Origin of the sequence: Nocardioides sp. SLBN-35, from assembly GCF_006715725.1 — a bacterium.
Taxonomy (GTDB): Bacteria; Actinomycetota; Actinomycetes; order Propionibacteriales; family Nocardioidaceae; genus Nocardioides.
The window spans coordinates 2498003-2519055 of record NZ_VFNU01000001.1 but is presented as its reverse complement, the minus strand read 5'-3'; the positions used below and the strand labels follow the sequence as shown (position 1 = coordinate 2519055).

The 21053-nt window shown below is 72.7% G+C and carries 21 protein-coding genes; all 21 read right to left on the bottom strand.

Translation table 11 applies throughout. The features are described from left to right. Positions 1–14 precede the first annotated feature (14 nt). A complete protein-coding gene (locus FBY23_RS26840; RefSeq protein ID WP_160158225.1) occupies positions 15–503 on the bottom strand; it encodes a GNAT family N-acetyltransferase in 489 nt (162 codons plus the stop codon). Further along, on the bottom strand, positions 490–1428 hold the full coding sequence (locus tag FBY23_RS12220) for an RluA family pseudouridine synthase (RefSeq protein ID WP_141798391.1): 939 nt from the start codon (positions 1426–1428) through the stop codon (positions 490–492). The genes FBY23_RS26840 and FBY23_RS12220 overlap by 14 nt, the downstream gene beginning before the upstream one ends. Then, positions 1425–2015, bottom strand: a complete 591-nt coding sequence (lspA, locus tag FBY23_RS12215; protein ID WP_141798390.1) for a signal peptidase II — start codon at positions 2013–2015, stop codon at positions 1425–1427. Before lspA ends, FBY23_RS12220 begins: the two co-directional genes overlap by 4 nt. Next, complete coding sequence (locus FBY23_RS12210) at positions 1988–2779, bottom strand: TraR/DksA C4-type zinc finger protein (RefSeq protein ID WP_141798389.1); 792 nt, start codon at positions 2777–2779, stop codon at positions 1988–1990. The genes lspA and FBY23_RS12210 overlap by 28 nt, the downstream gene beginning before the upstream one ends. A 206-nt stretch (positions 2780–2985) precedes the next feature. Continuing rightward, entirely contained in the window at positions 2986–3768 is a 783-nt protein-coding gene (locus FBY23_RS12205) for a DivIVA domain-containing protein (protein WP_141798388.1), read from the bottom strand. A gap of 108 nt (positions 3769–3876) precedes the next feature. Next, positions 3877–4170: a YggT family protein gene (locus FBY23_RS12200; RefSeq protein WP_141798387.1), complete on the bottom strand. Its 294-nt coding sequence runs from the start codon at positions 4168–4170 to the stop codon at positions 3877–3879. 159 nt (positions 4171–4329) lie between these two features. Beyond that, positions 4330–4863 carry a cell division protein SepF gene (locus FBY23_RS12195; RefSeq protein WP_141798386.1) on the bottom strand — a complete coding sequence of 178 codons (534 nt, stop codon included), beginning with the start codon at positions 4861–4863 and terminating at the stop codon, positions 4330–4332. A 58-nt stretch (positions 4864–4921) separates the two neighbouring features. Continuing rightward, positions 4922–5620 (bottom strand): YggS family pyridoxal phosphate-dependent enzyme, encoded by a 699-nt coding sequence (locus FBY23_RS12190; protein WP_141798385.1) that lies wholly within the window; start codon positions 5618–5620, stop codon positions 4922–4924. Further along, the gene (gene pgeF, locus FBY23_RS12185; RefSeq protein WP_260805932.1) at positions 5617–6285 is read right to left on the bottom strand and encodes a peptidoglycan editing factor PgeF; all 669 of its coding nucleotides are present in this window, start codon (positions 6283–6285) and stop codon (positions 5617–5619) included. The genes FBY23_RS12190 and pgeF overlap by 4 nt, the downstream gene beginning before the upstream one ends. Before the next feature lie 48 nt (positions 6286–6333). Next, positions 6334–7521, bottom strand: a complete 1188-nt coding sequence (gene ftsZ, locus FBY23_RS12180) for a cell division protein FtsZ (protein WP_141798383.1) — start codon at positions 7519–7521, stop codon at positions 6334–6336. A 228-nt stretch (positions 7522–7749) separates the two neighbouring features. After that, the gene (locus tag FBY23_RS12175; protein WP_141798382.1) at positions 7750–8493 is read right to left on the bottom strand and encodes a cell division protein FtsQ/DivIB; all 744 of its coding nucleotides are present in this window, start codon (positions 8491–8493) and stop codon (positions 7750–7752) included. Then, positions 8480–9856: a UDP-N-acetylmuramate--L-alanine ligase gene (gene murC, locus FBY23_RS12170; RefSeq protein ID WP_141798381.1), complete on the bottom strand. Its 1377-nt coding sequence runs from the start codon at positions 9854–9856 to the stop codon at positions 8480–8482. Before murC ends, FBY23_RS12175 begins: the two co-directional genes overlap by 14 nt. Further along, a complete protein-coding gene (gene murG / locus FBY23_RS12165; RefSeq protein WP_141798380.1) occupies positions 9853–10938 on the bottom strand; it encodes an undecaprenyldiphospho-muramoylpentapeptide beta-N-acetylglucosaminyltransferase in 1086 nt (361 codons plus the stop codon). The genes murC and murG overlap by 4 nt, the downstream gene beginning before the upstream one ends. A 25-nt stretch (positions 10939–10963) precedes the next feature. Further along, positions 10964–12316, bottom strand: coding sequence for a putative lipid II flippase FtsW (gene ftsW / locus FBY23_RS12160; protein WP_141798379.1), 1353 nt, complete (start codon positions 12314–12316; stop codon positions 10964–10966). Continuing rightward, a complete protein-coding gene (gene murD, locus FBY23_RS12155) occupies positions 12232–13716 on the bottom strand; it encodes a UDP-N-acetylmuramoyl-L-alanine--D-glutamate ligase (protein ID WP_141798378.1) in 1485 nt (494 codons plus the stop codon). Before murD ends, ftsW begins: the two co-directional genes overlap by 85 nt. Continuing rightward, the gene (gene mraY / locus FBY23_RS12150) at positions 13716–14786 is read right to left on the bottom strand and encodes a phospho-N-acetylmuramoyl-pentapeptide-transferase (RefSeq protein WP_141798377.1); all 1071 of its coding nucleotides are present in this window, start codon (positions 14784–14786) and stop codon (positions 13716–13718) included. Before mraY ends, murD begins: the two co-directional genes overlap by 1 nt. Further along, positions 14783–16168, bottom strand: coding sequence for a UDP-N-acetylmuramoyl-tripeptide--D-alanyl-D-alanine ligase (murF, locus tag FBY23_RS12145; protein ID WP_141798376.1), 1386 nt, complete (start codon positions 16166–16168; stop codon positions 14783–14785). The genes mraY and murF overlap by 4 nt, the downstream gene beginning before the upstream one ends. Then, on the bottom strand, positions 16165–17691 hold the full coding sequence (locus FBY23_RS12140) for a UDP-N-acetylmuramoyl-L-alanyl-D-glutamate--2,6-diaminopimelate ligase (protein ID WP_141798375.1): 1527 nt from the start codon (positions 17689–17691) through the stop codon (positions 16165–16167). The genes murF and FBY23_RS12140 overlap by 4 nt, the downstream gene beginning before the upstream one ends. Next, the gene (locus FBY23_RS12135; RefSeq protein WP_260805931.1) at positions 17688–19514 is read right to left on the bottom strand and encodes a penicillin-binding protein 2; all 1827 of its coding nucleotides are present in this window, start codon (positions 19512–19514) and stop codon (positions 17688–17690) included. The genes FBY23_RS12140 and FBY23_RS12135 overlap by 4 nt, the downstream gene beginning before the upstream one ends. A gap of 24 nt (positions 19515–19538) precedes the next feature. Next, positions 19539–20066 (bottom strand): hypothetical protein, encoded by a 528-nt coding sequence (locus FBY23_RS12130; protein WP_141798374.1) that lies wholly within the window; start codon positions 20064–20066, stop codon positions 19539–19541. Next, positions 20066–21052: a 16S rRNA (cytosine(1402)-N(4))-methyltransferase RsmH gene (rsmH, locus tag FBY23_RS12125; RefSeq protein ID WP_141798373.1), complete on the bottom strand. Its 987-nt coding sequence runs from the start codon at positions 21050–21052 to the stop codon at positions 20066–20068. Before rsmH ends, FBY23_RS12130 begins: the two co-directional genes overlap by 1 nt. Position 21053: the final 1 nt, after the last annotated feature.

Here is a 21053-nt window from a genome sequence, read left to right as displayed (position 1 = left end):
CGGACGAGGAGACTCTAGGCCGACCCTCCGACAGATCCGGGCGGCCACTCCATCCGCAGGTCCGGCTCCCGCTCCTCGTTGTCCGAGCCGTCGGTGTGCTCGCGCTCGACCAGCCCGCGGGCGGCGTAGAAGGCCCGGGCCGGGGCGTTCTGCTCGAAGACCCACAGGCTGAAGCCGCCGGGGTGGCGTGCCTTCACCAGCTCGAGCAGGGCGCCGCCCACGCCGGCGCCCTGGTGGGCCGGGTCGACGTACAGGTCGTTGAGCCAGGTCCGGGTGAACCGGGCGTAGCCGACGACCTCGCCGGCCGCCTCGGCGACCCAGCTCTCGGCCGTGGCGAAGTTGGCGGCGAGGTAGCTGCGGACCTCCTCGGGCCGGTGGATCCCGGGTGGCATGGCGGCCGCGGCCCGCGCGGCGACCTGGACGGCGGCGATGGCCGGCACGTCGGCAGGGACGGCCGGGCGCAGGAGCAGGCCCGCGCCGCCAGAAGGCTCAGTGGGCGTCACGGATGACCTCGAGCGCGTGCGCGAGGTCGGCGGGGTACGACGACTCGTACTCGACGTACGCATTCGTCTCCGGGTGCTCGAAGCCCAGCTTCACGGCGTGCAGCCACTGGCGCTCGAGCCCGACGCGACGGGCCAGCACCGGGTCGGCGCCGTAGGTGAGGTCGCCGACGCAGGGGTGCTTGAGCGCGCTCATGTGCACCCGGATCTGGTGGGTGCGGCCGGTCTCGAGGTGGATCTCGAGCAGGCTCGCGAAGCGGTGCGCCTCGAGCGTCTCGTAGTGGGTGACGCTGTGGCGCCCGTCCTCCATGACCGCGAACTTGTAGTCGAACCTCGGGTGTCGCCCGATGGGGGCGTCGATCGTGCCCTCGAGCGGGTCCGGATGGCCCTGGACCAGCGCGTGGTAGGTCTTGTCGACCGTGCGGCGCCGGAAGGCGTTCTTGAGGACAGAGTAGGCGTGCTCGGACTTGGCGATCACCATCACGCCCGACGTGCCGACGTCGAGGCGCTGGACGATGCCCTCGCGCTCCTTGGCACCGGAGGTGGAGATCCGGAAGCCGGCGCCCGCGAGGTGCCCGACGACGGTGGGACCGCGCCAGCCCGGGGACGGGTGCACGGCGACGCCGACCGGCTTGTCGATCACGACGATCGCGTCGTCGTCGTGGATGATCTTGATCCCCTCGACCAGCTCCGGGACGACCTCGAGCGGGTCGGCCTCGGCCGGGATGGAGACGTCGAGCACCGAGCCGCCGAGGACCCGGTCGCTCTTGCCGCTGACCGGCGCCCCGTCGAGCACGACGAGGTCCTGGGCGATCAGCTCGGCGGCACGCGTGCGCGAGACTCCGAACAGCTGGGCCATCGCGACGTCGACGCGCTCGCCGTCGAGGCTGTCGGGGACGGGCAGGCTGCGGTGGTCGACCGTGGTCACGACTCCTCCTCGGCCACGTCGGTTCGGTCCTGCTGGGCACGGCTGCCGTCGAGGCTCACGCCGCGCAGCACCTGGAGCAGGATCAGTCCGACGCCGACGTTGATGCAGATGTCGGCGACGTTGAAGACCGGCCAGTTCGGCAGCATGAGGAAGTCGACGACGTGGCCCTTGAACGGCCCCGGCTCGCGGAGCATCCGGTCGACGAGGTTGCCGTCGATGCCGGCGAGCAGCAGGCCCAGGCCGACCGCCCAGAGCTTGTTGACCACCTTGCGGCTCACCCACAGCACGACCACGGTCGCCACGCAGGCCAGGCAGGTGATGGCGACCGTGAACCGGATGCCGAGGCTGAACGCCGCGCCCGGGTTGTAGGTCAGGTGCAGCTGCAGCAGCTCGCCGACGACCTCGCGGTCGGGCTCGCCCGCAAGGTGGCGCACCGCCAGGACCTTCGCGACCTGGTCGATCGCGACCATGACCGCGGCGACCGCCGCGAAGAGCAGCCAGCTGCGCGGGTGGGCCAGGAAGCGCTCGCCGGTCCGGCCGGGTCCGTCGTCGCGGTGGTCTACCGGCGTTCCTCGCGCTGCTTGCATGTCATGCACAGTGTGGCACGCGGGAAGGCCATCAGCCGCATCTTGCCGATCGGGTTGCCGCACGACTCGCACACGCCGTACGTGCCGTCGTCGATGCGTGCCAGGGCCCGGTCGATCTGGGCCACCTTCTCCCGCTCGTGGTTGAGAACGGTGAGCTCGTGGTCGCGCTCGAAGCTGGTCGCGCCGAGGTCGGCCTGGTCCTGGCCGGCACCGTCACCGGAGTCGCGCAGCAGGCCGCTGAGGTCGGCCTCCTGCTCCTCGAGGATCCGGGCGCTCGCCTCACGCTGCTCGTGGAGCTCGGCCAGCACCTCGGCGAGCTCGGCGGCCGACCAGGCCTCCTCGTGGTCGAGGACGACCAGGGACGCAGGAGTGGCCTTGCGGGTCGTCGTCCGCTTGGCGGGGGCCGCCTTCTTGGCCGGTGCGGCCTTCTTCGCGGGGGCGGCCTTCTTCGCGGGGGCGGCCTTCTTCGCGGGGGCGGCCTTCTTCGCGGGGGCGGCCTTCTTCGCGGGGGCGGCCTTCTTCGCGGGGGCCGCCTTCTTCGCGGGGGCGGCCTTCTTCGCCGGGGCCGCCTTCTTCGCCGGGGCCGCCTTCTTCGCCGGAGCCGGCGCGGCCTTCTTCACGGCGGCCTTCTTGCCGGCCGTCTTCTTGGCGGCGGCCTTCTTGGCCGGCACCTCCGCGGTGGCGGTCGCCTTCCGCGGACGGATGATCTTCCGGGCGGCGGAAGCGGCCTGACCGGCCAACGACTTCTTCGTGCTGCGGGCCATTGAAGGACTCCTCGAAAGGCGGCGACCCACGCGCCAGCAAGCGGTGGGCGTGCTGCGGAGGGTAACGGGTACGGCGAAAGGGTCCAAGGAGGCGCGCAGGGAGCGAGACCGGGCCGGCCGACCGACCGCCCGGAAAAGACGAACCGGCCGACCCGCGGTGCGGGCCGACCGGTCGGTCGAGCTGTGCGGAGGGCGAGCCGGGTGGCTCAGGCCTCTTCCTCGCCGAGGATGGAGCGCAGCCGCTTGGGTGCGGGGGTCTCCTCGACCGGCGCCAGGGTGTCGCCCGGCGTCTGCAGCGACTCGAGCTGCTGGGTGAAGTAGCTCTTGAGGCGCGAGCGGTACTCACGCTCGAACGAGCGCAGCGTCTCGACCTCGGCCGAGAGCTTGTCGCGCTCCTTCTCGAGGTCGCCGAAGAGCTGGGTGCGGCGCTCGGCGGTCTCGGCGTCGAGCATCTCGGCGCGGGTGCGGGCGTCGGACTCGAGGCGGTCGGCCTTGACCTTCGCCTCGGAGGCGAGCCGGTCGGACTTGGTCCGGGCCTCGCCGACGATCTTGTCGGCCTCGTTCTTCGCGTCCTCGACGAGCTCGTCGGCGTTGCGCGTGGCGATCTCGAGGAGACGCGCGGCGGCGTTGGACGCCTCCGGCACGGTCTCGACCCGGATCGTCTCGACGCCACCGGCGGCGGGGGCGGCGACGGGGGCCGCGACGACGGGCTCGACCGGAGCAGGGGCCACGACGGGAGCGGGAGCCGGGGGCTCGGGCAGGATCTCGGGCACCGGCGCCAGCTGGGTCGGAGCGTCGAAGGACGCGGACGACGACCCGGCCTGCGCGGCCGCGAGCTTCGCGCGGAGGTCGTCGTTCTCCTGGGTCAGCCGAGCGAGCTCAGCCTCGACCTCGTCCAGGAACTGGTCGACCTCGCCCATGTCGTAGCCCTCGCGCAGCCGAACCGGCGTAAAGCGCTTGTTGCTCACGTCCTCTGGCGTCAGGGGCATGGACCTCACCAATCTTCAATAAGTATCTCGACGGTATGTCTTCACGAACCATAGCGCCTGCGCGGGTGAAGGCGGCATCCGCGGCCCGCCACTGGCGTCACAGCAGTATCAGAGCAGAAGGGTGGAACGGTTCACCGACAGCAGCACGTAGGCCAGGATCATGACGAGGATGAAGCTGATGTCGAGGGCGAAGTTGCCGATCCGGATCGGCTTGATCACGCGGCGCAGCCCGTTGATCGGCGGGTCGGTGACGGTGTAGGCCAGCTCCAGGAACACCAGGACCGGACCGCGGGGCTCCCAGGCCCGTGCGAACACCTGCACCCAGTCGGTGATGAAGCGCACCCACAGGAACGCGATGAAGGCGAACAGCACGCCCTCGATGATCCAGCCGACGATCGTCACGGCATCAACCTATCGCCCACTCATGAGCGCCCCGCTCGCACCCACCGGAGACCGAGCGACACGCTCGCGCAGGTCACCACCTACGGGACTCGACCGCGTGCGCGGCAGCGCGGCGCGACGAAGGAACGACGAAGGAACGACGCGCTCGCGCCATCCAACTCAGCTCTGGTTGAAGAAGCCGTCGGCCGCGATCGCCTGCTTGTCCTCGGCCGCGACGGTGACGTTCGGCGGCGAGAGCAGGAACACCTTGTTGGTCACCCGCTCGATGCTGCCGCGGGTCGCGAAGATCAGGCCGGCGGCGAAGTCGACCAGGCGCTTGGCGTCGGCGTCGTCCATCTCGGTGAGGTTCATGATCACCGGGGTGCCCTCGCGGTACTCCTCGCCGATCGAGCGCGCCTCGTTGTAGGTGGTCGGGTGCAGGGTCGTGATCCGGGACAGCTCCGCGACGACCGGCTGCGGCGCGACTGCGACGGGGCGGCGACGCTCGTCGAGGTCGGCCACGCTGCCGGGGGTGCTGCCCGAGACGTTGGACGGTACGGCGCGGACGGGGCGCTCCTGGCGCGGCTCGCGGGTCTCGCGACCGCGGGTCCTGTCGGTCGCCTCGTCGCCATAGTCGTCGTAACCAGCCTCGTCATAGCCGGTGTCCTCCAGCAGGCCGAGGTACTCACCGATCCTGCGCATCGCACCGCTCATGACTGTTGCCTCCGTGATCCGCGTCCCCGACTGGGAACGACTGGTGGTGTTGTGGACATTACTGGACCGCAGGCCTCGTTCCGAGGACCGCGGAGCCAATGCGTACGTGTGTCGCGCCGACCGTGATCGCCGCCTCCAGGTCGCCGCTCATCCCGGCCGACAGGACCGTCGCGTCGGGGTGGCGGGCGAGGAAGTCGGCGCGGATCCCGGCCAGCCGGGCGAAGGCCAGCGCGGGGTCGTCGTCGAGCGGCGCGACGGCCATCAGGCCCCGCAACCGCAGCTCGGGGGTGCGGGCGACCTCGTCGGCGAGCGGCGCCAGCGTCGCGGGGTCGGCGCCGGCGCGGTGGTCGCGGCCGGGCGGGTCCAGGCTGACCTGGAGCAGCACGTCGACGACGCGGCCGGCGTCGGCGGCACCGCGGGCCAGCCGCGGGACCAGGGAGGTGCGGTCCACCGACTCGACGACGTCGGCGTAGCGGGCGACGGCGGCCGCCTTGTTGGACTGCAGGCCACCGATGAAGTGCCAGTGCAGGCCGAGGTCGGCGCACTCGGCGGCCTTGGCCTCCGCCTCCTGGTGCCGGTTCTCCCCCACGTCGGTCACGCCGAGCCCGGCGAGCAGCCGGACGTCGGAGGCGGGGAAGTACTTGGTGACCACGACGAGTGCGACGTCGTCGGCCGGGCGGCCCGCGTCGGCCGCGGCGCACGCGATCCGGTCGCGGACGGCAGCCAGGTTGGCGCGCAGCTCCTCGGCGCGGGTCATGCGAGCCACACCAGCCCGGCGAAGCGACCGGCGCTCTCGCCGTCGCGTCGGTAGGAGTGGAAGGCGGTGTCCTCGAGCGTGCAGCCCGGGACGACGCTCGACGGCACGCCGGCGGCGGCGAGCTGCGCGGCGACGCCGGCGCCGAGGTCGAGCGCGGGCGTGCCCCAGCTCGTCTCGGCGTACGTCGCCGGCACGGCGGCCGCGACCTCGTCGCGCAGGTCGGCGGGCACCTCGTAGCAGCGGCCGCAGACGTGGGGGCCGATCCAGGCGCGGACGTCGCGGGCGCCGAGCTCGCGCATCCTCTCGACGGTCCGGGTGACGACATCGAGCTGGACGCCGCGACGGCCCGCATGGGCGACGCCGACGACGGCGTCGACCGGGTCCGCGAGGACGACCGGGACGCAGTCGGCGACGCGGACCATCAGGCCGAGCCCGCGTCGCGCGGTGACCTGGCCGTCGCCGGTCGGGACGGAGTCGGACGCACCGTCGACGGTGACGACGACGTCGCCGTGGACCTGGTGCAGCCGCGCGAACGGGACGCCGGCCTCCTCCCGCAACGCGGTGAGCGTGCCCGCGAGCCCGTCTCCCTCGCGGACGTCGAGGGACGCGTCGGTGAACGCGACCTCGACCCGGCCCGCGTCAGCGGGGGCCGGGTCGAAGTACACGGACTCACGGAAGGCATACATATGGCCGGTGATCGAGCCTGTCGAGATTCACTTGAGGAAGTCGGGGACGTCCAGGTCGTCGCCGTCGTCGAACTGCATCGGGGCCGGGTTGGTGCGGGCACCGACCGGCTGCGGCTCGGCGGGCGTCGCGGGCGCCTCGCGGGGCTGGGCCTGCTGGGCGGGCTGGGCCTGCTGGGCGGGCTGGGCGGGCGCCGTGCGCGCGGGGGCCGGGGTGGCCGGCGCCTGCTGTGCCGGGCGGCGTACGGCGGTCTCATCGCGACGCTTGGGCAGGCCGCCGTCGAAGCCGGCGGCGATCACCGTCACCCGGACCTCGTCGCCGAGGGCGTCGTCGATGATCGTGCCGAAGATGATGTTGGCGTCGGCGTGCACCGCGTCGGCCACCATCGCCGCGGCCTCGTTGATCTCGAAGATGCCGAGGTCGGAGCCACCGGCGATCGAGAGCAGGACACCGTGGGCGCCGTCGATCGAGGCCTCGAGCAGCGGGCTGCTGATCGCCATCTCGGCGGCGGCGAGCGCGCGGTCCTCGCCGCGGGCCGAGCCGATGCCCATCAGCGCGGAGCCGGCGTTGCTCATGACCGCCTTGACGTCGGCGAAGTCGACGTTGATCAGGCCGGGGGTCGTGATCAGGTCCGTGATGCCCGAGACACCCTGCAGCAGCACCTGGTCGGCCTGCTTGAACGCGTCGAGCATCGACACGTTGCGGTCCGAGATCTGCAGCAGCCGGTCGTTCGGGATGACGATGAGGGTGTCGACCTCCTCGCGGAGACGCTCGATGCCCTCGTCGGCGGACTTCTTGCGGCGGGCGCCTTCGAAGGTGAACGGACGGGTCACCACACCGATGGTCAGCGCACCGAGCGAGCGAGCGATCCGGGCGACGACCGGCGCGCCACCGGTGCCGGTGCCACCGCCCTCGCCCGCGGTCACGAAGACCATGTCGGCGCCCTTGAGCACCTCCTCGATCTCCTCCGCGTGGTCCTCGGCGGCTTTGCCGCCCACGTCGGGGTTCGCGCCCGCGCCGAGGCCGCGGGTCAGCTCGCGCCCGATGTCGAGCTTCACGTCGGCGTCGCTCATCAGCAGCGCCTGCGCGTCGGTGTTGATCGCGATGAACTCGACGCCCTTGAGGCCGACCTCGATCATCCGGTTGACGGCGTTGACGCCACCCCCGCCGATCCCGACGACCTTGATGATGGCCAGGTAGTTCTGTGCTGCTGCCACTGCGGCTCCACCTCTCCGGTGTTGCGATGAGTTGTATGTGTCCGTTCACCGACGTCGGCGGCCGGACCGCTTCCCCCTCATTTCGATTGGGTGGCCAGCCGGCGTGTCGCCACAACCCTTACCCTCAGCCTGAGGGTTATAGTTATGTCAACCTCGTCGTGGTCACGACAGTAGGGACGGCGCCGGGCGCGATGGCGCAGACACGCCGTGGGCCGACAGGTTTCGCCGTCAGCTGGTGGTCGGCGCGCCGGGGACGGAGACGTCGTACACCTGGGCCTTGCGGTTGAGCAGCTCGAGGAGCACCGCGGCCTTGTCCTCGGCCTGGTCCGAGCTCCCCCAGCGCACCAGGCGCCCGTCGCGCAGGTGCAGGTCGATCTCGTCGACGCTGCGGACCTCGACGAAGTCGACCAGCTCGGTGATCGCCGGGTCGAGGGCCACGACCACGGCTGCCCCTTCGGCGAGGGCGTCCCCGTCGGCGCCCGGGCCGATCTTGACCCGGGGCAGGCCGTCGGGGGCCTTCGCGAGCCGGCCGAAGGCGACGCCCGAGGCGTCGAGGTTGGTGAGCCGGTCGCCGCGGTCGAGGACGGCGACGGGGGTGCGCTCGACGATCTCTATCCGTACGTCGTGGGGCCAGGTGCGCGAGACGTCGACCGACTTGACCGTCGCCAGGGACTTCAGCCGTACCTCGATCGCGTGCACGTCGACACTCGCCAACGGCCCGCCGAGGGGGACGTCGGCGGTCGCGAGCACCTGCTTCTCGGACAGCTGGGCGTTGCCGACCACCTGCACGGCCTCGGCGCGCAGCCACGACGAGAAGTAGATCGCGTAGATGCCGAAGCAGAGTCCGCCCACGAGCAGCACGACGGCCAGGACGTAGCGCCAGGTCAGCCAGCGGCGGGCGCGCTGGCGCCGGGCGAAGGCGCGGCGCATCCGGTCCTGCGGGCTCGGCCCCGTGCCCCTACCCCTCGCCATCGCCCGCCTCCGCGAGTGCGGCGGCGACCTGCGGCGCCAGGGTGGTCACGTCCCCGGCGCCGAGGGTGAGGACCAGGTCGCCGGGGCGGGCCAGCCCGACCAGCGTGGGTACGACGCCAGCACGGTCGGGCACGAATCGGACCCGGTCGGCGGCCAGGGGCACCGCGCCCGCGACCAGCGCACCGGTCACCTCGGGGTCGGGGTCCTCGCGGGCGACGTAGACGTCCATCACGACGACCTCGTCGGCGGCGCCCAGCTCGCGGCCCATCTGCTCGCCGAAGATCCGGGTGCGGGAGACGAGGTGGGGCTGGAAGCAGACGACGAGGCGGCCGTCGCCGACCAGGGAACGGGCGGCCTCGAGGTCGCCGCGGATCTCGCTGGGGTGGTGCGCGTAGGAGTCGTAGACCCGCACTCCCCCGGCCGAGCCGACCGGCTCCATGCGGCGCTTGGCGCCGCGGTGCCTCGCGAGCCCGCGGACCAGGGCGGCGGGATCGAGGCCGAGCTCGAGGCCGACGGCGAGCGCGAGCAGCGCGTCCTGGGCGTAGTGGCGCCCGGGGACGGCGAGCTCGACGGTGCCGAGGTCCGCGCCGTCGCTGGTCACCCGGAACCGGGTGCGGCCGCCCTCGATGACGAGGTCGTGGCCGCGCAGCCGGGCGTCGTCGGCGAAGCCGACGGTGCGGGTGGCGAGGTCGGCGCGGTCGGTGAGGGTCACCGACGCGCGGGAGGCGAACGCGGCGAAGGCGGCCTCGTAGGCCTCTTCGGTGCCCCAGTGGTCGAGGTGGTCGGCGTCGACGTTGGTGATCACGCCGATGCGCGGGGTGTAGACGAGGAAGGCGCCGTCGGACTCGTCGGCCTCGACCACGGCGACCTCGCCGCCGCCGAGGGCGGCGTTGGTGCCGAGCGCCTCGACCTCGGCACCGATCGCGAAGGTGAGGTCGACGCCCGCCTCGCGCAGGGCCATCACGGTCATCGCCGTGGTCGTGGTCTTGCCGTGGGTGCCGGCGATCGCGACGACGTCCTTGCCGAGCAGCACGGACTGCAGGCCCGCCGAGCGCGGCCACAGCCGCAGGCCGCGCTCGCGGGCGGCGACGATCTCGGGGTTGTCCTCGCGGGCGGCGGTGGTCGCGACGACCGTGTCGACGCCGTCGAGGTGGGCCGCGTCGTGGCCGACGTGGACGGTGATGCCCTCGGCGCGCAGGGCCTGCACGACGGCCGAGTCGTTGGCGTCGCTGCCGCTGACGACCACGCCGGCCTGGTGCATCAGCCGGGCGATGCCGGACAGCCCGGCGCCGCCGATGCCGACGAGGTGGACGTGACCGAGCCGGTCGACCGGCAGGATCTCCTCGGGGACGGGAATCTTCACCGGGCCGCGTCCTGGATGATCCGGGCCAACCGCTCGTCCGCGTCGCGCGGGACGAGGTCGGCGGCCGCGGCGCCCATCCGGGCCAGCCGGTCGGCGTCGGTGGCCAGCGCGGGCACCGTGTCGGCGACGTAGTCGGCGGTGAAGGACGCGTCGTCCACCAAAACGGCTCCCCCGGCGTCGACGACCGGGCGCGCGTTGAGCGCCTGCTCGCCGTTGCCGATCGGTAGTGGCACGAAGATCGCGGGTACGCCGGTCGCCGCCGCCTCGACGACGCTGGAGGCGCCGGAGCGGCAGACCATGACGTCGGCGGCGGCGAGCGCGAGGTCCATCCGGTCGACGAACGGCAGCACGACGTACGGGACCCCGGTGGGGACCGGCTCGGTCCAGCCCGGGTCGCTCGCCCCGTTGGGGCCGATCACGTGGAGCACCTGGACGCCGGCCGAGCCGAGGGCGGCGGCGGCGCCGCTGACCGCCTGGTTGAGCCGGCGCGCGCCCTGCGAGCCGCCGGTGACGACGAGGGTCGGCCGGTCGGCGTCGAGCCCGAAGAAGGCGCGGGCCTCCGCGCGCAGGGCGGGCCGGTCGAGGGTGGAGATCATCCGGCGGATCGGCAGGCCGACGTACTCACCGCCCTTGAGCGGGGTGTCGGGGAAGCTGACCGCGACCCGGTCGGCGATCCGCGCGCCGACCTTGTTGGCGATGCCGGGCAGTGCGTTCTGCTCGTGGACGACGAGGGGCAGCCTGCGCCGGCGCGCGGCGACGTACGCCGGCATCGACACGTAGCCGCCGTAGCCGACGATCACGTCGGGACGCACGTCGTCGACCACCTCGAGCGCGGCCTTGACCGCGCCACGCAGCCGGGACGGCACCAGGGCCAGGTCCTTGCCGGGCCTGCGCGGGAGCGGGACGGGCGGGACCAGGCGCAGCGGGTAGCCGGCCGCGGGCACGACCTTGTTCTCCAGGCCCCGGGGGGTGCCGAGACAGGTGATCTCGGCGTCCGGGTCGAGTCGGCGCAGGGCGTCGGCGGTCGCGAGCAGCGGAGAGGTGTGCCCCGCCGTGCCCCCGCCGGCCAGAAGAATCCTCACGCGGCAGAACCTATCGCGCGAGCCGTCACGCACTCAGACCGGCCGAACGGGCCCGGCGGCGCTGGGCGAGCGCCCGCGCGGCCGCCGGCTCGCGGCGGGCGAACCCGATCACCAGGCCGAGCGCGCTCAATGTCGGCAGCAGGCTCGAGCCGCCGTAGGACACGAGGGGCAGCGGGATGCCGATGACCGGCAGCAGCGCGAGCACCATGCCGACGTTGATGATCATCTGGCACAGCAGCCAGACCACGATGCCGAAGGTGCAGTAGCGCACGAAGGGCTGCTTGGTCTCGCGTGCGACCCGGACCCCGGCGTAGGCGAGGACCAGGAACAGGCCGATGACGAGCAGGGTGCCGACCAGGCCGAGCTCCTCGCCGAGCACTGCGAAGATGAAGTCGGTGTGGGCCTCCGGCAGCTGGCCCCACTTCTGCTGGCTGGCGCCGATGCCCTCGCCGAGGACGCCGCCGCTGGCCATGGCGTAGAGGCCGTGGGCCGGTTGCCAGCCGGTGCCGTGGTAGTCCTTGAACGGGTCGGCGAAGTTCGCGATCCGCGCCAGGCGGGTGGGCGAGGTGGCGGCCAGGCCGAGGGCGGCGACGGTGACGACGGCGAAGACCATGCCGAACAGCCGGCCCGGTGCCCCGACCACCCACAGCATCGCCACGAGGAGCGCGAAGAAGATGAGGGCCGTGCCGAGGTCCCGGCCGAGCACGACCAGGCCGGTCGCCAACGCCATGCCGGGCACGACCGGCACGAGCATCTGGTGCAGGTTGCCGAGGCGGCGCTCCTTGTTGGCGTAGATGTTGCTGGCCCAGATGATCAGCGAGAGCTTGGCGATCTCGGAGGGCTGGATCTGCAGCGGCCCCAGCACCAGCCAGTTCGTGTTGCCGTTGACCTCCTTGCCGGCGAACGCGGTCACGAACAGCAGCGCGAGCGACACGGCGAAGGCGGGATAGGACAGCCGGCGCACCCAGCGCTCGGAGACCCGTGAGGCGACGAACGCACACGGCACGCCGATCAGCACCCACATCACCTGGCGGCGCACGATCGTGTAGGAGTCGCCGGTCTCGCGGTAGGCCCGCACGCTGGAGGCGCTCAGCACCATGATCAGGCCGATCACGAGCAGCAGCGCGGTCGCGCCGAGCAGCAGGTAGTACGTCGTCAGCGGCCGGTCGAGCGCCTCCTTGAGGGCGCTCAGCCAGCCCGGCCGACGGGTCCGGGCACGCAGCAGCGGCCCCAGGCGGATGCGCGGTCTGGTGGACTCGGGGTTGGCGGTGGTGATGTCGCTCCCCCTCGCTCTCAGCCGCTGACGTGTTCCCGCACCGCCGCGGCGAAGGCGTCGCCCCGCGCGGCGTAGTCGGTGAACTGGTCCATCGAGGCGCATCCCGGCGCCAGCAGCACGGTGTCGCCCGGCTGGGCGGCTCCGGCTGCAGCGGCGACGACGCGCCTCATCAGGTCGAACTCTCCGAGGGCTCCAGTCTCAGGGGTGTCCACCTCGATCACCGGCACATCGGGTGCGTGTCGCGAAAGCGCCTCGGCGATGACCGCGCGGTCGCGGCCGATGAGGACGGCGGCGCGCAGCCGGTCGCCGACCGAGGTGACCAGGCCGTCGAAGGCCGCGCCCTTGGCCAGTCCACCGGCGACCCACACGACCGGCGCGAAGGCGGCCAGCGACGAGGCGGCGGCGTGCGGGTTGGTGGCCTTGGAGTCGTCGACCCAGGTGACGTCGTCGTGCTCGGCGACGACCGCGATGCGGTGGCCGTCGGGGCGGAAGGACCGCAACCCGTCGCGTACGGCGGCCTGGCTGATGCCGTGCGCCCGCGCGAGGGCCGCGGCGGCAAGGGCGTTGGCCACGAAGTGCGGCGCCGTCGAGGCCAGGTCCTCGAGCGTGCACAGCTCGGCGGCACTGGTGGAGCGCTCCTCGATGAAGGCCCGGTCGACGAGGATGTCCTCGACGACGCCGAGCATGCCGACGGCGGGCGTGCCGAGGGTGAACCCGATCGCCCGGGCACCCTCGACGACGTCGGCGTCGCGGACCAGGTCCTCGGTGGCGGGGTCCGCGGCGTTGTAGACGCAGGCCCGCTGCACGTTGGTGTAGATCCGGCCCTTGTCGCGGGCGTAGTCGTCCATCCCCGACGGTCCGGCGTACCAGTCGAGGTGGTCCTCGGCGACGTTGAGCACCGCGGCGCTCTCGGCCGACATGGAGTCGGTGTAGTGCAGCTGGAAGCTGGACAGCTCGACCGCGATGACGTCGTACGGCTCCGGATCCATGACCGCCTCGGTCAGCGGCAGGCCGACGTTGCCGGCCGCGACGCTGCGCAGGCCGGCCGCGCGCAGGATGCTGTCGAGCATCTGCACCGTGGTGGTCTTGCCGTTGGTACCGGTGACGCACAGCCAGGGGGCGGGGTTCGCGGGGTCGCGCAGCCGCCAGGCCAGCTCGACCTCGCCCCAGACCGGGACCCCCCGCTCGCGGGCGGCCACGATGATCGGCGCGTCGGGGCGGAAGCCCGGCGAGACGACCAGGACGTCGGCGTCCTCGGGCAGGGTCGAGGTCGCGCCCTCGTGGACCTCGATCCGCGCGCCGAGCACCTCGAGCAGCTCGGCGCGCTCGAGGATCCGCGGGCTCACCGACTCGGCGACGGCGTGGACGGACGCACCGAGGTGGAGCAGGTTGTCGACGGCGGCGGCACCGCTGGTGCCGAAGCCGGCGACGACGGCGCGCACGCCCTCCCAGGAGTCGGTGCGGCCGAGGGTGGAGACGTCAGGCTGGTTGACCTCAGGCATTACAGACGCGAGACCCATTCGGCGTAGAAGATGCCGAGGCCGGTGGCGACGAAGAGACCGGTGATGATCCAGAACCGGATCACGACGGTCACCTGCTCCCAGCCGAGCATCTCGAAGTGGTGGTGGATGGGCGCCATCCGGAAGATCCGGCGGCCCTTGCTGAGCTTGAAGAAGCCGACCTGCAGCATGACCGAGACCGTCTCGAGGACGAACAGGCCACCGAGGATGACCAGCAGCAGCTCGGTGCGGGTCAGGATCGCGAAGCCGGCCAGCGCGCTGCCGAGCGCCAGCGAGCCGGTGTCGCCCATGAAGATCTTGGCCGGCGAGGCGTTCCACCACAGGAACCCGAAGCAGGCGCCGGTGATCGCCGCGGCGATGATCGCAAGGTCCAGCGGGTCGCGGACGTTGTAGCAGGTGGCGCTGGGCTCCTCCTGGCAGAACTGGTTGCTCTGCCAGATGTTGACCAGCGTGTAGGCGCCGAAGACCATCACCGAGGCGCCGGCCGCGAGTCCGTCGAGGCCGTCGGTGAGGTTGACCGCGTTGCTGAACCCGGCCACGAACAGCCAGATCAGCAGGACCGCCAGGATCATCGGCAGCACGAACCAGTCGAGCTCGCGCAGGAAGGAGACCTTCTCGCTGGCCGGGGTGCGGCCGTGGGAGTCCTCGAGCATCGGCGAGAGCGCCAGCCAGCCGAAGACCAGCGCGATCACGGTCTGGCCGGCCATCTTGGCCTTGCTGCGCAGGCCGAGGCTGCGCTGCTTGTAGATCTTGATGAAGTCGTCGAGGAAGCCGACCAGGCCCATCCCGACGAACAGGAAGAGCAGCAGCAGCGCCGACGCGCTCGGCACGGTGAGCGTGATCAGCTTGGCCGCGAAGTAGCCGATGACAGCGGCCAGGATGATGACCACGCCGCCCATGGTCGGCGTACCGCGCTTCGTGTGGTGGCTGGTCGGTCCGTCCTCGCGGATCTCCTGGCCGTAGCCCAGCTTGGTGAACGCGTTGATCGCCACCCGGGTGCCGAGCAGCGAGATCAGCAGGGCGATGCCTCCGCCGAGCAGGATCGCTCTCACGCCGTCGTCTCCTCGGTGCTCTTCATCAAGATCGCCTCTGCCACCACTTCCAAGGCGGCGCCGCGCGACGCCTTGACGAGGACGACGTCCTCCGCCCCGGCATTCTGCCGCACCCAGGCCGTCGCTTCCTCACGGCCGGCCGTGACGATCACCTCACCGGCCCCCGTGCGGGCGCCGTCGGCGATCCCGGAGGCGGCCTCGCCGACCACCACGACCACGTCGACACCGAGCCGGGCGGCGTCCTCGCCGACCGCGCGGTGGCCCGCGTCGTGCTCGTCGCCGAGCTCGCGCATCTCCCCCAGCACCGCGACGGTACGACGACGCGGCCCGGCGACGGCCACCAGCGCCTCGAGGGCGGCGCGCATCGAGTCGGGGTTCGCGTTGTAGGAGTCGTTGATCACGGTGAGCCCGTCGGCTCGCTGGTGGACCTCCATGCGCCAGCGGGAGGCGGAGGTCGCCTCGCCCAGCGCCCGGGCGACGTCGGCCAGCCCGAAGCCGGCGGCCAGCGCCATCGCGGCGGCAGCGGAGGCGTTCGCGACCTGGTGGACGCCGGTCTGGAGCAGCTGCACCGGCGCCGACTCGCCCGCGCGGTCCGGCTCACGGTGCTCGAGAAGGAAGGCGGGCCGGCCGAGCTGGTCGAGGACGACGTCGCGCCAGCGCAGGTCGGCGGACTCGCCGAAGGTGACGACCCGCGCGCGGGTGCGCGACGCCATCGCGGCCACCAGCGGGTCGTCGGCGTTGAGGACTGCCGTTCCCTCGGCGGGGAGCGCCTCGACCAGCTCGCCCTTGGCCCGCGCGATCTGGTCGCGGCCGCCGAACTCGCCGATGTGGGCGGTGCCGACGTTGAGCACCGCCGCGATCGAGGGCGGTGCGATGTCACACAGGTAGGAGAGGTGGCCGACCCCGCGCGCGCCCATCTCGACGACCAGGAAGCGCGTGCCGGCGTCGGCGCGCAGCACGGTGAGCGGTACGCCGAGCTCGTTGTTGTTGTTGGCCGCGGTCGCAACGACCGCGGCCTCGCCGGCGAGGCTGCGCAGCACCGCGGCGAGGTAGTCCTTGGTGCCGGTCTTGCCCTGGGAGCCGGTCATCGCCAGCACGGTGGCGTCGAGCCGGTCCAGGACGTGGCGCGCGAGCCGGCCTGCTGCTGCCACCGGGTCGGTGACGACCACGGTCGGCGCGGTGGTCGGGCGGCTGCCGAGGACGGCATGCGCGCCGTCGGCGTAGTCGTGGCCGTCGACGCGCTCCCCCACGACCGCGATGAACAGGCCGCCGGCGAGCGGGGCGCGGCTGTCGACGTACGCCGGAGCGGAGACGGTGACGTCGTCGCCGTGGAGGGTGCCGCCGACCACCTCGGCGATCACCGAGAGCGGGAGCGGGATCACGCGTCACCCCCGGCCGGCAGCTGCGCGAGCAGCTCCCGGACGACCTCGCGGTCGTCGAAGGGGTGGACCACGCCGGCGACCTCCTGGCCCGCCTCGTGGCCCTTGCCGGCGACCAGGACGACGTCGCCGGGTCCGGCTCCGCGCAGCGCGGTCGCGATGGCCTCGCGGCGGTCGCCGATCTCGAGGAGCTCCGCGCCGCTGCGGGCGCCGGCCAGGCTGGCTCCCTCGATGATGGCGGCCCGGATCGCGGCCGGGTCCTCGGAGCGGGGGTTGTCGTCGGTGACGACGACCAGGTCGGCCAGCTCGGCGGCGATCGCGCCCATCACGGGGCGCTTGCCCCGGTCGCGGTCTCCCCCGGCGCCGATCACGACGACCAGCCTGCCACGGGTGACCGGGCGCAGGGTCCGCAGCACGGCGTCGACCGCGTCGGGCTTGTGGGCGTAGTCGACCACGACGGTCAGGTCTCGGCCGGTGTCGATCCGCTCCAGGCGACCGGGTACGCCGCCCGCGCGGCCGATCCCGTCGGCGACCTGCTGGGCGTCGAAGCCCGCCTCAGCCGCGGCGGCGATCGCGGCCAGGGCGTTGGCGACGTTGAACTCGCCCGCCAGCGGGACCGCGCCGCGCACGGTCAGCCCGTCGGGGCCGTGGACGGTGAAGGTCGAGCCGTCGGGACGCTGGTCGACGCCGGAGACGGTCCAGTCGGCGTCGGTGCCGACGGCGTAGGTGCGCATCGGGATCGACGCCTCGGCCACGAGCCGGCGGCCGTGCTCGTCGTCGACGCAGACCAGCCCGAACCGCGCGTGCTCGGGCGTGAACAGCCTCGCCTTGGCGGAGAAGTAGTCCTCGACGTCGGCGTGGAAGTCGAGGTGGTCGCGACCCAGGTTGGTGAAGACGGCGACGTCGAACACCACGCCGTCGACGCGGCCCATGACCAGCGCGTGGCTGGAGACCTCCATCGCGCAGGCGGTGACGTCGAGCTCGCCCATCCGGGCGAAGAGGCCGTGCAGGTCGGGCGCCTCCGGCGTGGTCAGCGCGGTCTTGACCTCCTCACCGGCGATGCGGGTGCCGACGGTGCCGATCACGGCGCTGCGCACCCCGGCCGCGAGCAGGCCGCCGTCGAGCAGCCGGGTGACGGTGGTCTTGCCCTGGGTGCCGGTGACGCCGACCGTGCGCAGCCTGGCTGCCGGGTGCCCGTAGACGAGCGCGGCGACCGCGCCGAGGACGTGGCGCGGGTCGTCGACGACGAGCGCCGGGAGGCCGGTCGCGGCGGCCAGCGCGGCGCCCTCGGCATCGGTGAGCAGCGCGACCGCGCCGGAGGCGGCGGCCTGCTCGGCGAAGGTGGCGCCGTGGGCGCGCGAGCCCGGCAGGGCGGCGTACAGGTCACCGGGCTGGACCCGGCGTGAGTCCAGCGTCATCCCGCCCAGGTCGACGCCGGGGTGGGTCGTCGCGAGTCCCAGCGCCCGCGCGACGGCGTCGAGGGGCGTCAGCGGCGGGCGGGCGGGGCGGGTGGCGGTGGCGCTCACCACTCGACCGGCGTCTGGTTGGGCTCGGTGCCGGTCGGCGCGACGCCGTAGCGACGCAGCGCGTGGCTCATCAGCTTGGCGAACGCCGGACCGGCGACGCTGCCACCGCCGCTGCCGGCGCGCGGGTTGTGGACGACGACGTAGATGGTGAACCGCGGGTCGTCCGCGGGCGCGAATCCCGCGAACGAGACCGTGAGGCTGCCGTCGTAGCGGCGGTCGACGACGCGCTGCGCGGTGCCGGTCTTGCCGGCGACGCGGTAGCCGGGGACAGCGGCCCGGGGCGCGACACCGGCGTCGGGGTCGACCACCCGCTCCATCATCAGCATGGTCTCGTGGGCGGCCTTGGCGCTGATCACGCGCTTGCTGGTGGCGACGTCGGTGCCGACCTCGGAGCCGTCGTCGGTGCGGGCCTCGCCCTTGACCAGGCTCGGGGCGATCCGGACACCGCCGTTGGCGATCGTGTTGACCGCGGTGATCATCTGGACCGCGTTGACCGACAGCGACTGTCCGAACGCGATGCGGTCGCCGACCTGGGAGGTCCAGGCCGCACCCTGCGGCAGGATGCCGCGGGTCTCGCCGCCCAGGCCGATCGCGGTGCGCGAGCCGAGCCCGAACTCGGTGAGGTAGCCGCGCAGCTGGCCGGGCTTGAACTGGTCGGCGGCGAGGACGGTGCCGACGTTCGAGGACTTGGCGAGGATGCCGGCCAAGGTGAGCTTGAGGATGCCGTGGTCCCAGTAGTCGCCGATCGGGCGGTCCTGGCGGTGCAGCTGGCCGGGGACCTTGAAGCGCTGCTCCTTGTAGGCCAGTCCGGCGTCGATGAGCGAGCTCATCGTCAGCACCTTCTCGACCGAGCCCGGCTCGTAGACGTCGGTCAGCGCCGAGGACTTGTAGAGCTCCTCCGGGTAGCGGCTCGGGTCGGCGGCGTCGTACGTCGGGTAGTCGGCCAGGGCCAGCAGCTCACCGGTCTTGGTGTCCTGGATGACCGCGATGCCGGACTCGCCGCCCGACTTCTGCACGGTCTGCTGCAGCACCCGCTGCGTGTAGTACTGCAGGTCGCGGTCGATGGTGAGCGTCAGGTTCTTGCCGTCGACCGCGGGGGTGACGGTGTTGTCGCCGAGCGGGATCTGGTTGCCGGCGCCGACCTCGTAGCGGGCCTCGCCGTCCTTGCCCGACAGGTAGGTGTTGAAGGAGTCCTCGAGCCCGGCGAGGCCGATGATCGCGGCGTCCTTGCCCTTCTTGCCGTTCTCGCCGAGGAAGCCGACGAGGTTGGCGGCCACGGTGTGGTTCGGGTAGACCCGCAGCGGGTCGCGCTCGGTCGCGAGACCGGCGAACGGGCGGCCCTTGTCGTCCTTGAACCGCTCCTGGATGTCGGCGACGACCTTCTCGGCCTTGCTGGCCGGCACCTGGCGCGCGATGTACTGGAACCGGCCGCCGTCGCCCTCCACCCGCAGCCTGCGCAGCGTCTCGAAGTAGTCGACGCCGAGCCGGTCGGACAGGATCGTGGCCAGCTCGGGCGCCACCGGCGAGGTGACCTTCGGGTCGGCGACGATCATCCGGCCGTCGACCGTGTCGGCCATCGGCTCGCCGTTGCGGTCGAGGATCTCGCCGCGCGTGGCGGGCAGCGTGACCCGCACCTGCCCCTCGGCGGCGGCCATCTTCGCGTAGGACCGAGGGTCGACGCCCTGCAGCTGCACCAGCCGCGCGGCGAAGACCGAGAGCACCATCGCGATGAGCAGGAACCCGATCTGCATGCGACGGTGCGGGGAGCCCCGCAGGACCTCTCCGGTACGACGCCGCAGGCGGCTGGGGACGGGTCGGCTCACGCGCTCCAACCTACGGCGCGGGGGTCACTGAACCGTGGCGGGCACGCCGTCGGTGGTGGGCTTCACCTTGATCTTGACGGGGTTCGGGTCGAGGTCGGCCGGGCGCTTCGGGCCGGGCTGCTGCAGCGGGAGCTTGTCGGCGCCGGTGGCCGGCTGCGGGTCGCCGCTGATCGTGCCGGAGCCGAGGTGCAGGACGCCCGCGCCGGTCGTCGGCATCACCATGCCGAGCTTCTCGGCCGCGGCCGCGACGTGGGCCGGGTCGTTGAGCGCCTGGATCTCCATCTCGAGCGCCTCCTGCTGCGCGCCGAGGTCGGTCGCCTGGTTGCGCAGCGCGGTCTCCCGGAAGGAGGCCTGCTGCATCGAGGTGTTGAACATGAGCAGGCCGATCACGCCACCGAGCAGGATCACGCTGACGAAGGTCACGAACGGCACCCGCGCCGCGCGGGTGCGTCGCCTCGGGACGACCGTCAGCCGGGCCCGCTCCAGGGCCGCCTGCGCGACCCGGGGCGCGACGTACGGGAGCCGGTTGCGAAGAGGTGAGGTGGAGGACATCAGACGGCTCCCTTGCCAGTGGATGTGCTGCTCGGACGGGTGGCGGCGCGGACGCGCTCGATGGCGCGGAGTCGGACGGAGGCGGCGCGAGGGTTCTCCTCGACCTCCTCGGGAGTGGCCTGCTCGGCACCCCGGGTGACGAGGCGGTACGACGGCTCGGCGCCCTCGGGCACGAACGGCAGGTCGTCGGGCACGTCGAGCCGGGTGGCGGCGGTGAAGGTGCGCTTGACCAGCCGGTCCTCGAGCGAGTGGTAGGACTCGACGACCACGCGGCCCCCGACGCCGATCACCTCGACCGCGGCGGGCATCGCGCGCTGCAGCACCCGCAGCTCGTCGTTGACCTCCATCCGCAGCGCCTGGAAGGTGCGCTTCGCGGGATGGCCGCCGGTGCGCCGGGCGGGAGCCGGGATGACGTCGTACAGCAGCTCGACGAGGCGGGCCGAGCTGGTGAACGGCTCGACCTGGCGCTCGCGGACGACCGCGTCGGCGATCCGCCGCGCCATCTTCTCCTCGCCGTACTCCTTGAGGACCCGGGCCAGCTCACCCGCGCTGTAGGTGTTGAGGACGTCGGCCGCGGTCGGGCCGGTGTCCCCCATCCGCATGTCGAGGGGCGCGTCGACGGCGTAGGCGAAGCCGCGCTCGGGCAGGTCGAGCTGCATCGAGGAGACACCGAGGTCGAACAGCACGGCGTCGACCTCGGCGAGGCCCTGGTCGGCGACGACGTCGGCGATCTCGTCGTACACCGCCTGCACCCCGCGGAACCGGTCGCCGTACGGCGCCAGGCGCTCGCGGCTCATCTCGAGCGCCCGGGGGTCGCGGTCGATGCCGATCACCCGGGCCTGCGGGAGCCGCTCGAGGACGGCCTCGCTGTGGCCGCCGAGACCGAGAGTGCAGTCGACGAGGACGGCGCCCTCGTGGTCGAGCGCGGGCGCGAGGAGGGCGACGACCCGGTCCAGGAGGACGGGGACGTGGCGGGGGCTGCTCATC

Coding starts and splice junctions, on each gene's coding strand:
- lspA (WP_141798390.1), bottom strand. CDS start 2,015: ATGCAAGCAGCGCGAGGAACGCCGGTAGACCACCGCGACGACGGACCC.
- FBY23_RS12210 (WP_141798389.1), bottom strand. CDS start 2,779: ATGGCCCGCAGCACGAAGAAGTCGTTGGCCGGTCAGGCCGCTTCCGCC.
- FBY23_RS12205 (WP_141798388.1), bottom strand. CDS start 3,768: ATGCCCCTGACGCCAGAGGACGTGAGCAACAAGCGCTTTACGCCGGTT.
- FBY23_RS12195 (WP_141798386.1), bottom strand. CDS start 4,863: ATGAGCGGTGCGATGCGCAGGATCGGTGAGTACCTCGGCCTGCTGGAG.
- FBY23_RS12190 (WP_141798385.1), bottom strand. CDS start 5,620: ATGACCCGCGCCGAGGAGCTGCGCGCCAACCTGGCTGCCGTCCGCGAC.
- FBY23_RS12175 (WP_141798382.1), bottom strand. CDS start 8,493: ATGGCGAGGGGTAGGGGCACGGGGCCGAGCCCGCAGGACCGGATGCGC.
- ftsW (WP_141798379.1), bottom strand. CDS start 12,316: ATGCGCCTCGATGGACCAGTTCACCGACTACGCCGCGCGGGGCGACGC.
- murD (WP_141798378.1), bottom strand. CDS start 13,716: ATGCCTGAGGTCAACCAGCCTGACGTCTCCACCCTCGGCCGCACCGAC.
- FBY23_RS12130 (WP_141798374.1), bottom strand. CDS start 20,066: ATGTCCTCCACCTCACCTCTTCGCAACCGGCTCCCGTACGTCGCGCCC.
- rsmH (WP_141798373.1), bottom strand. CDS start 21,052: ATGAGCAGCCCCCGCCACGTCCCCGTCCTCCTGGACCGGGTCGTCGCC.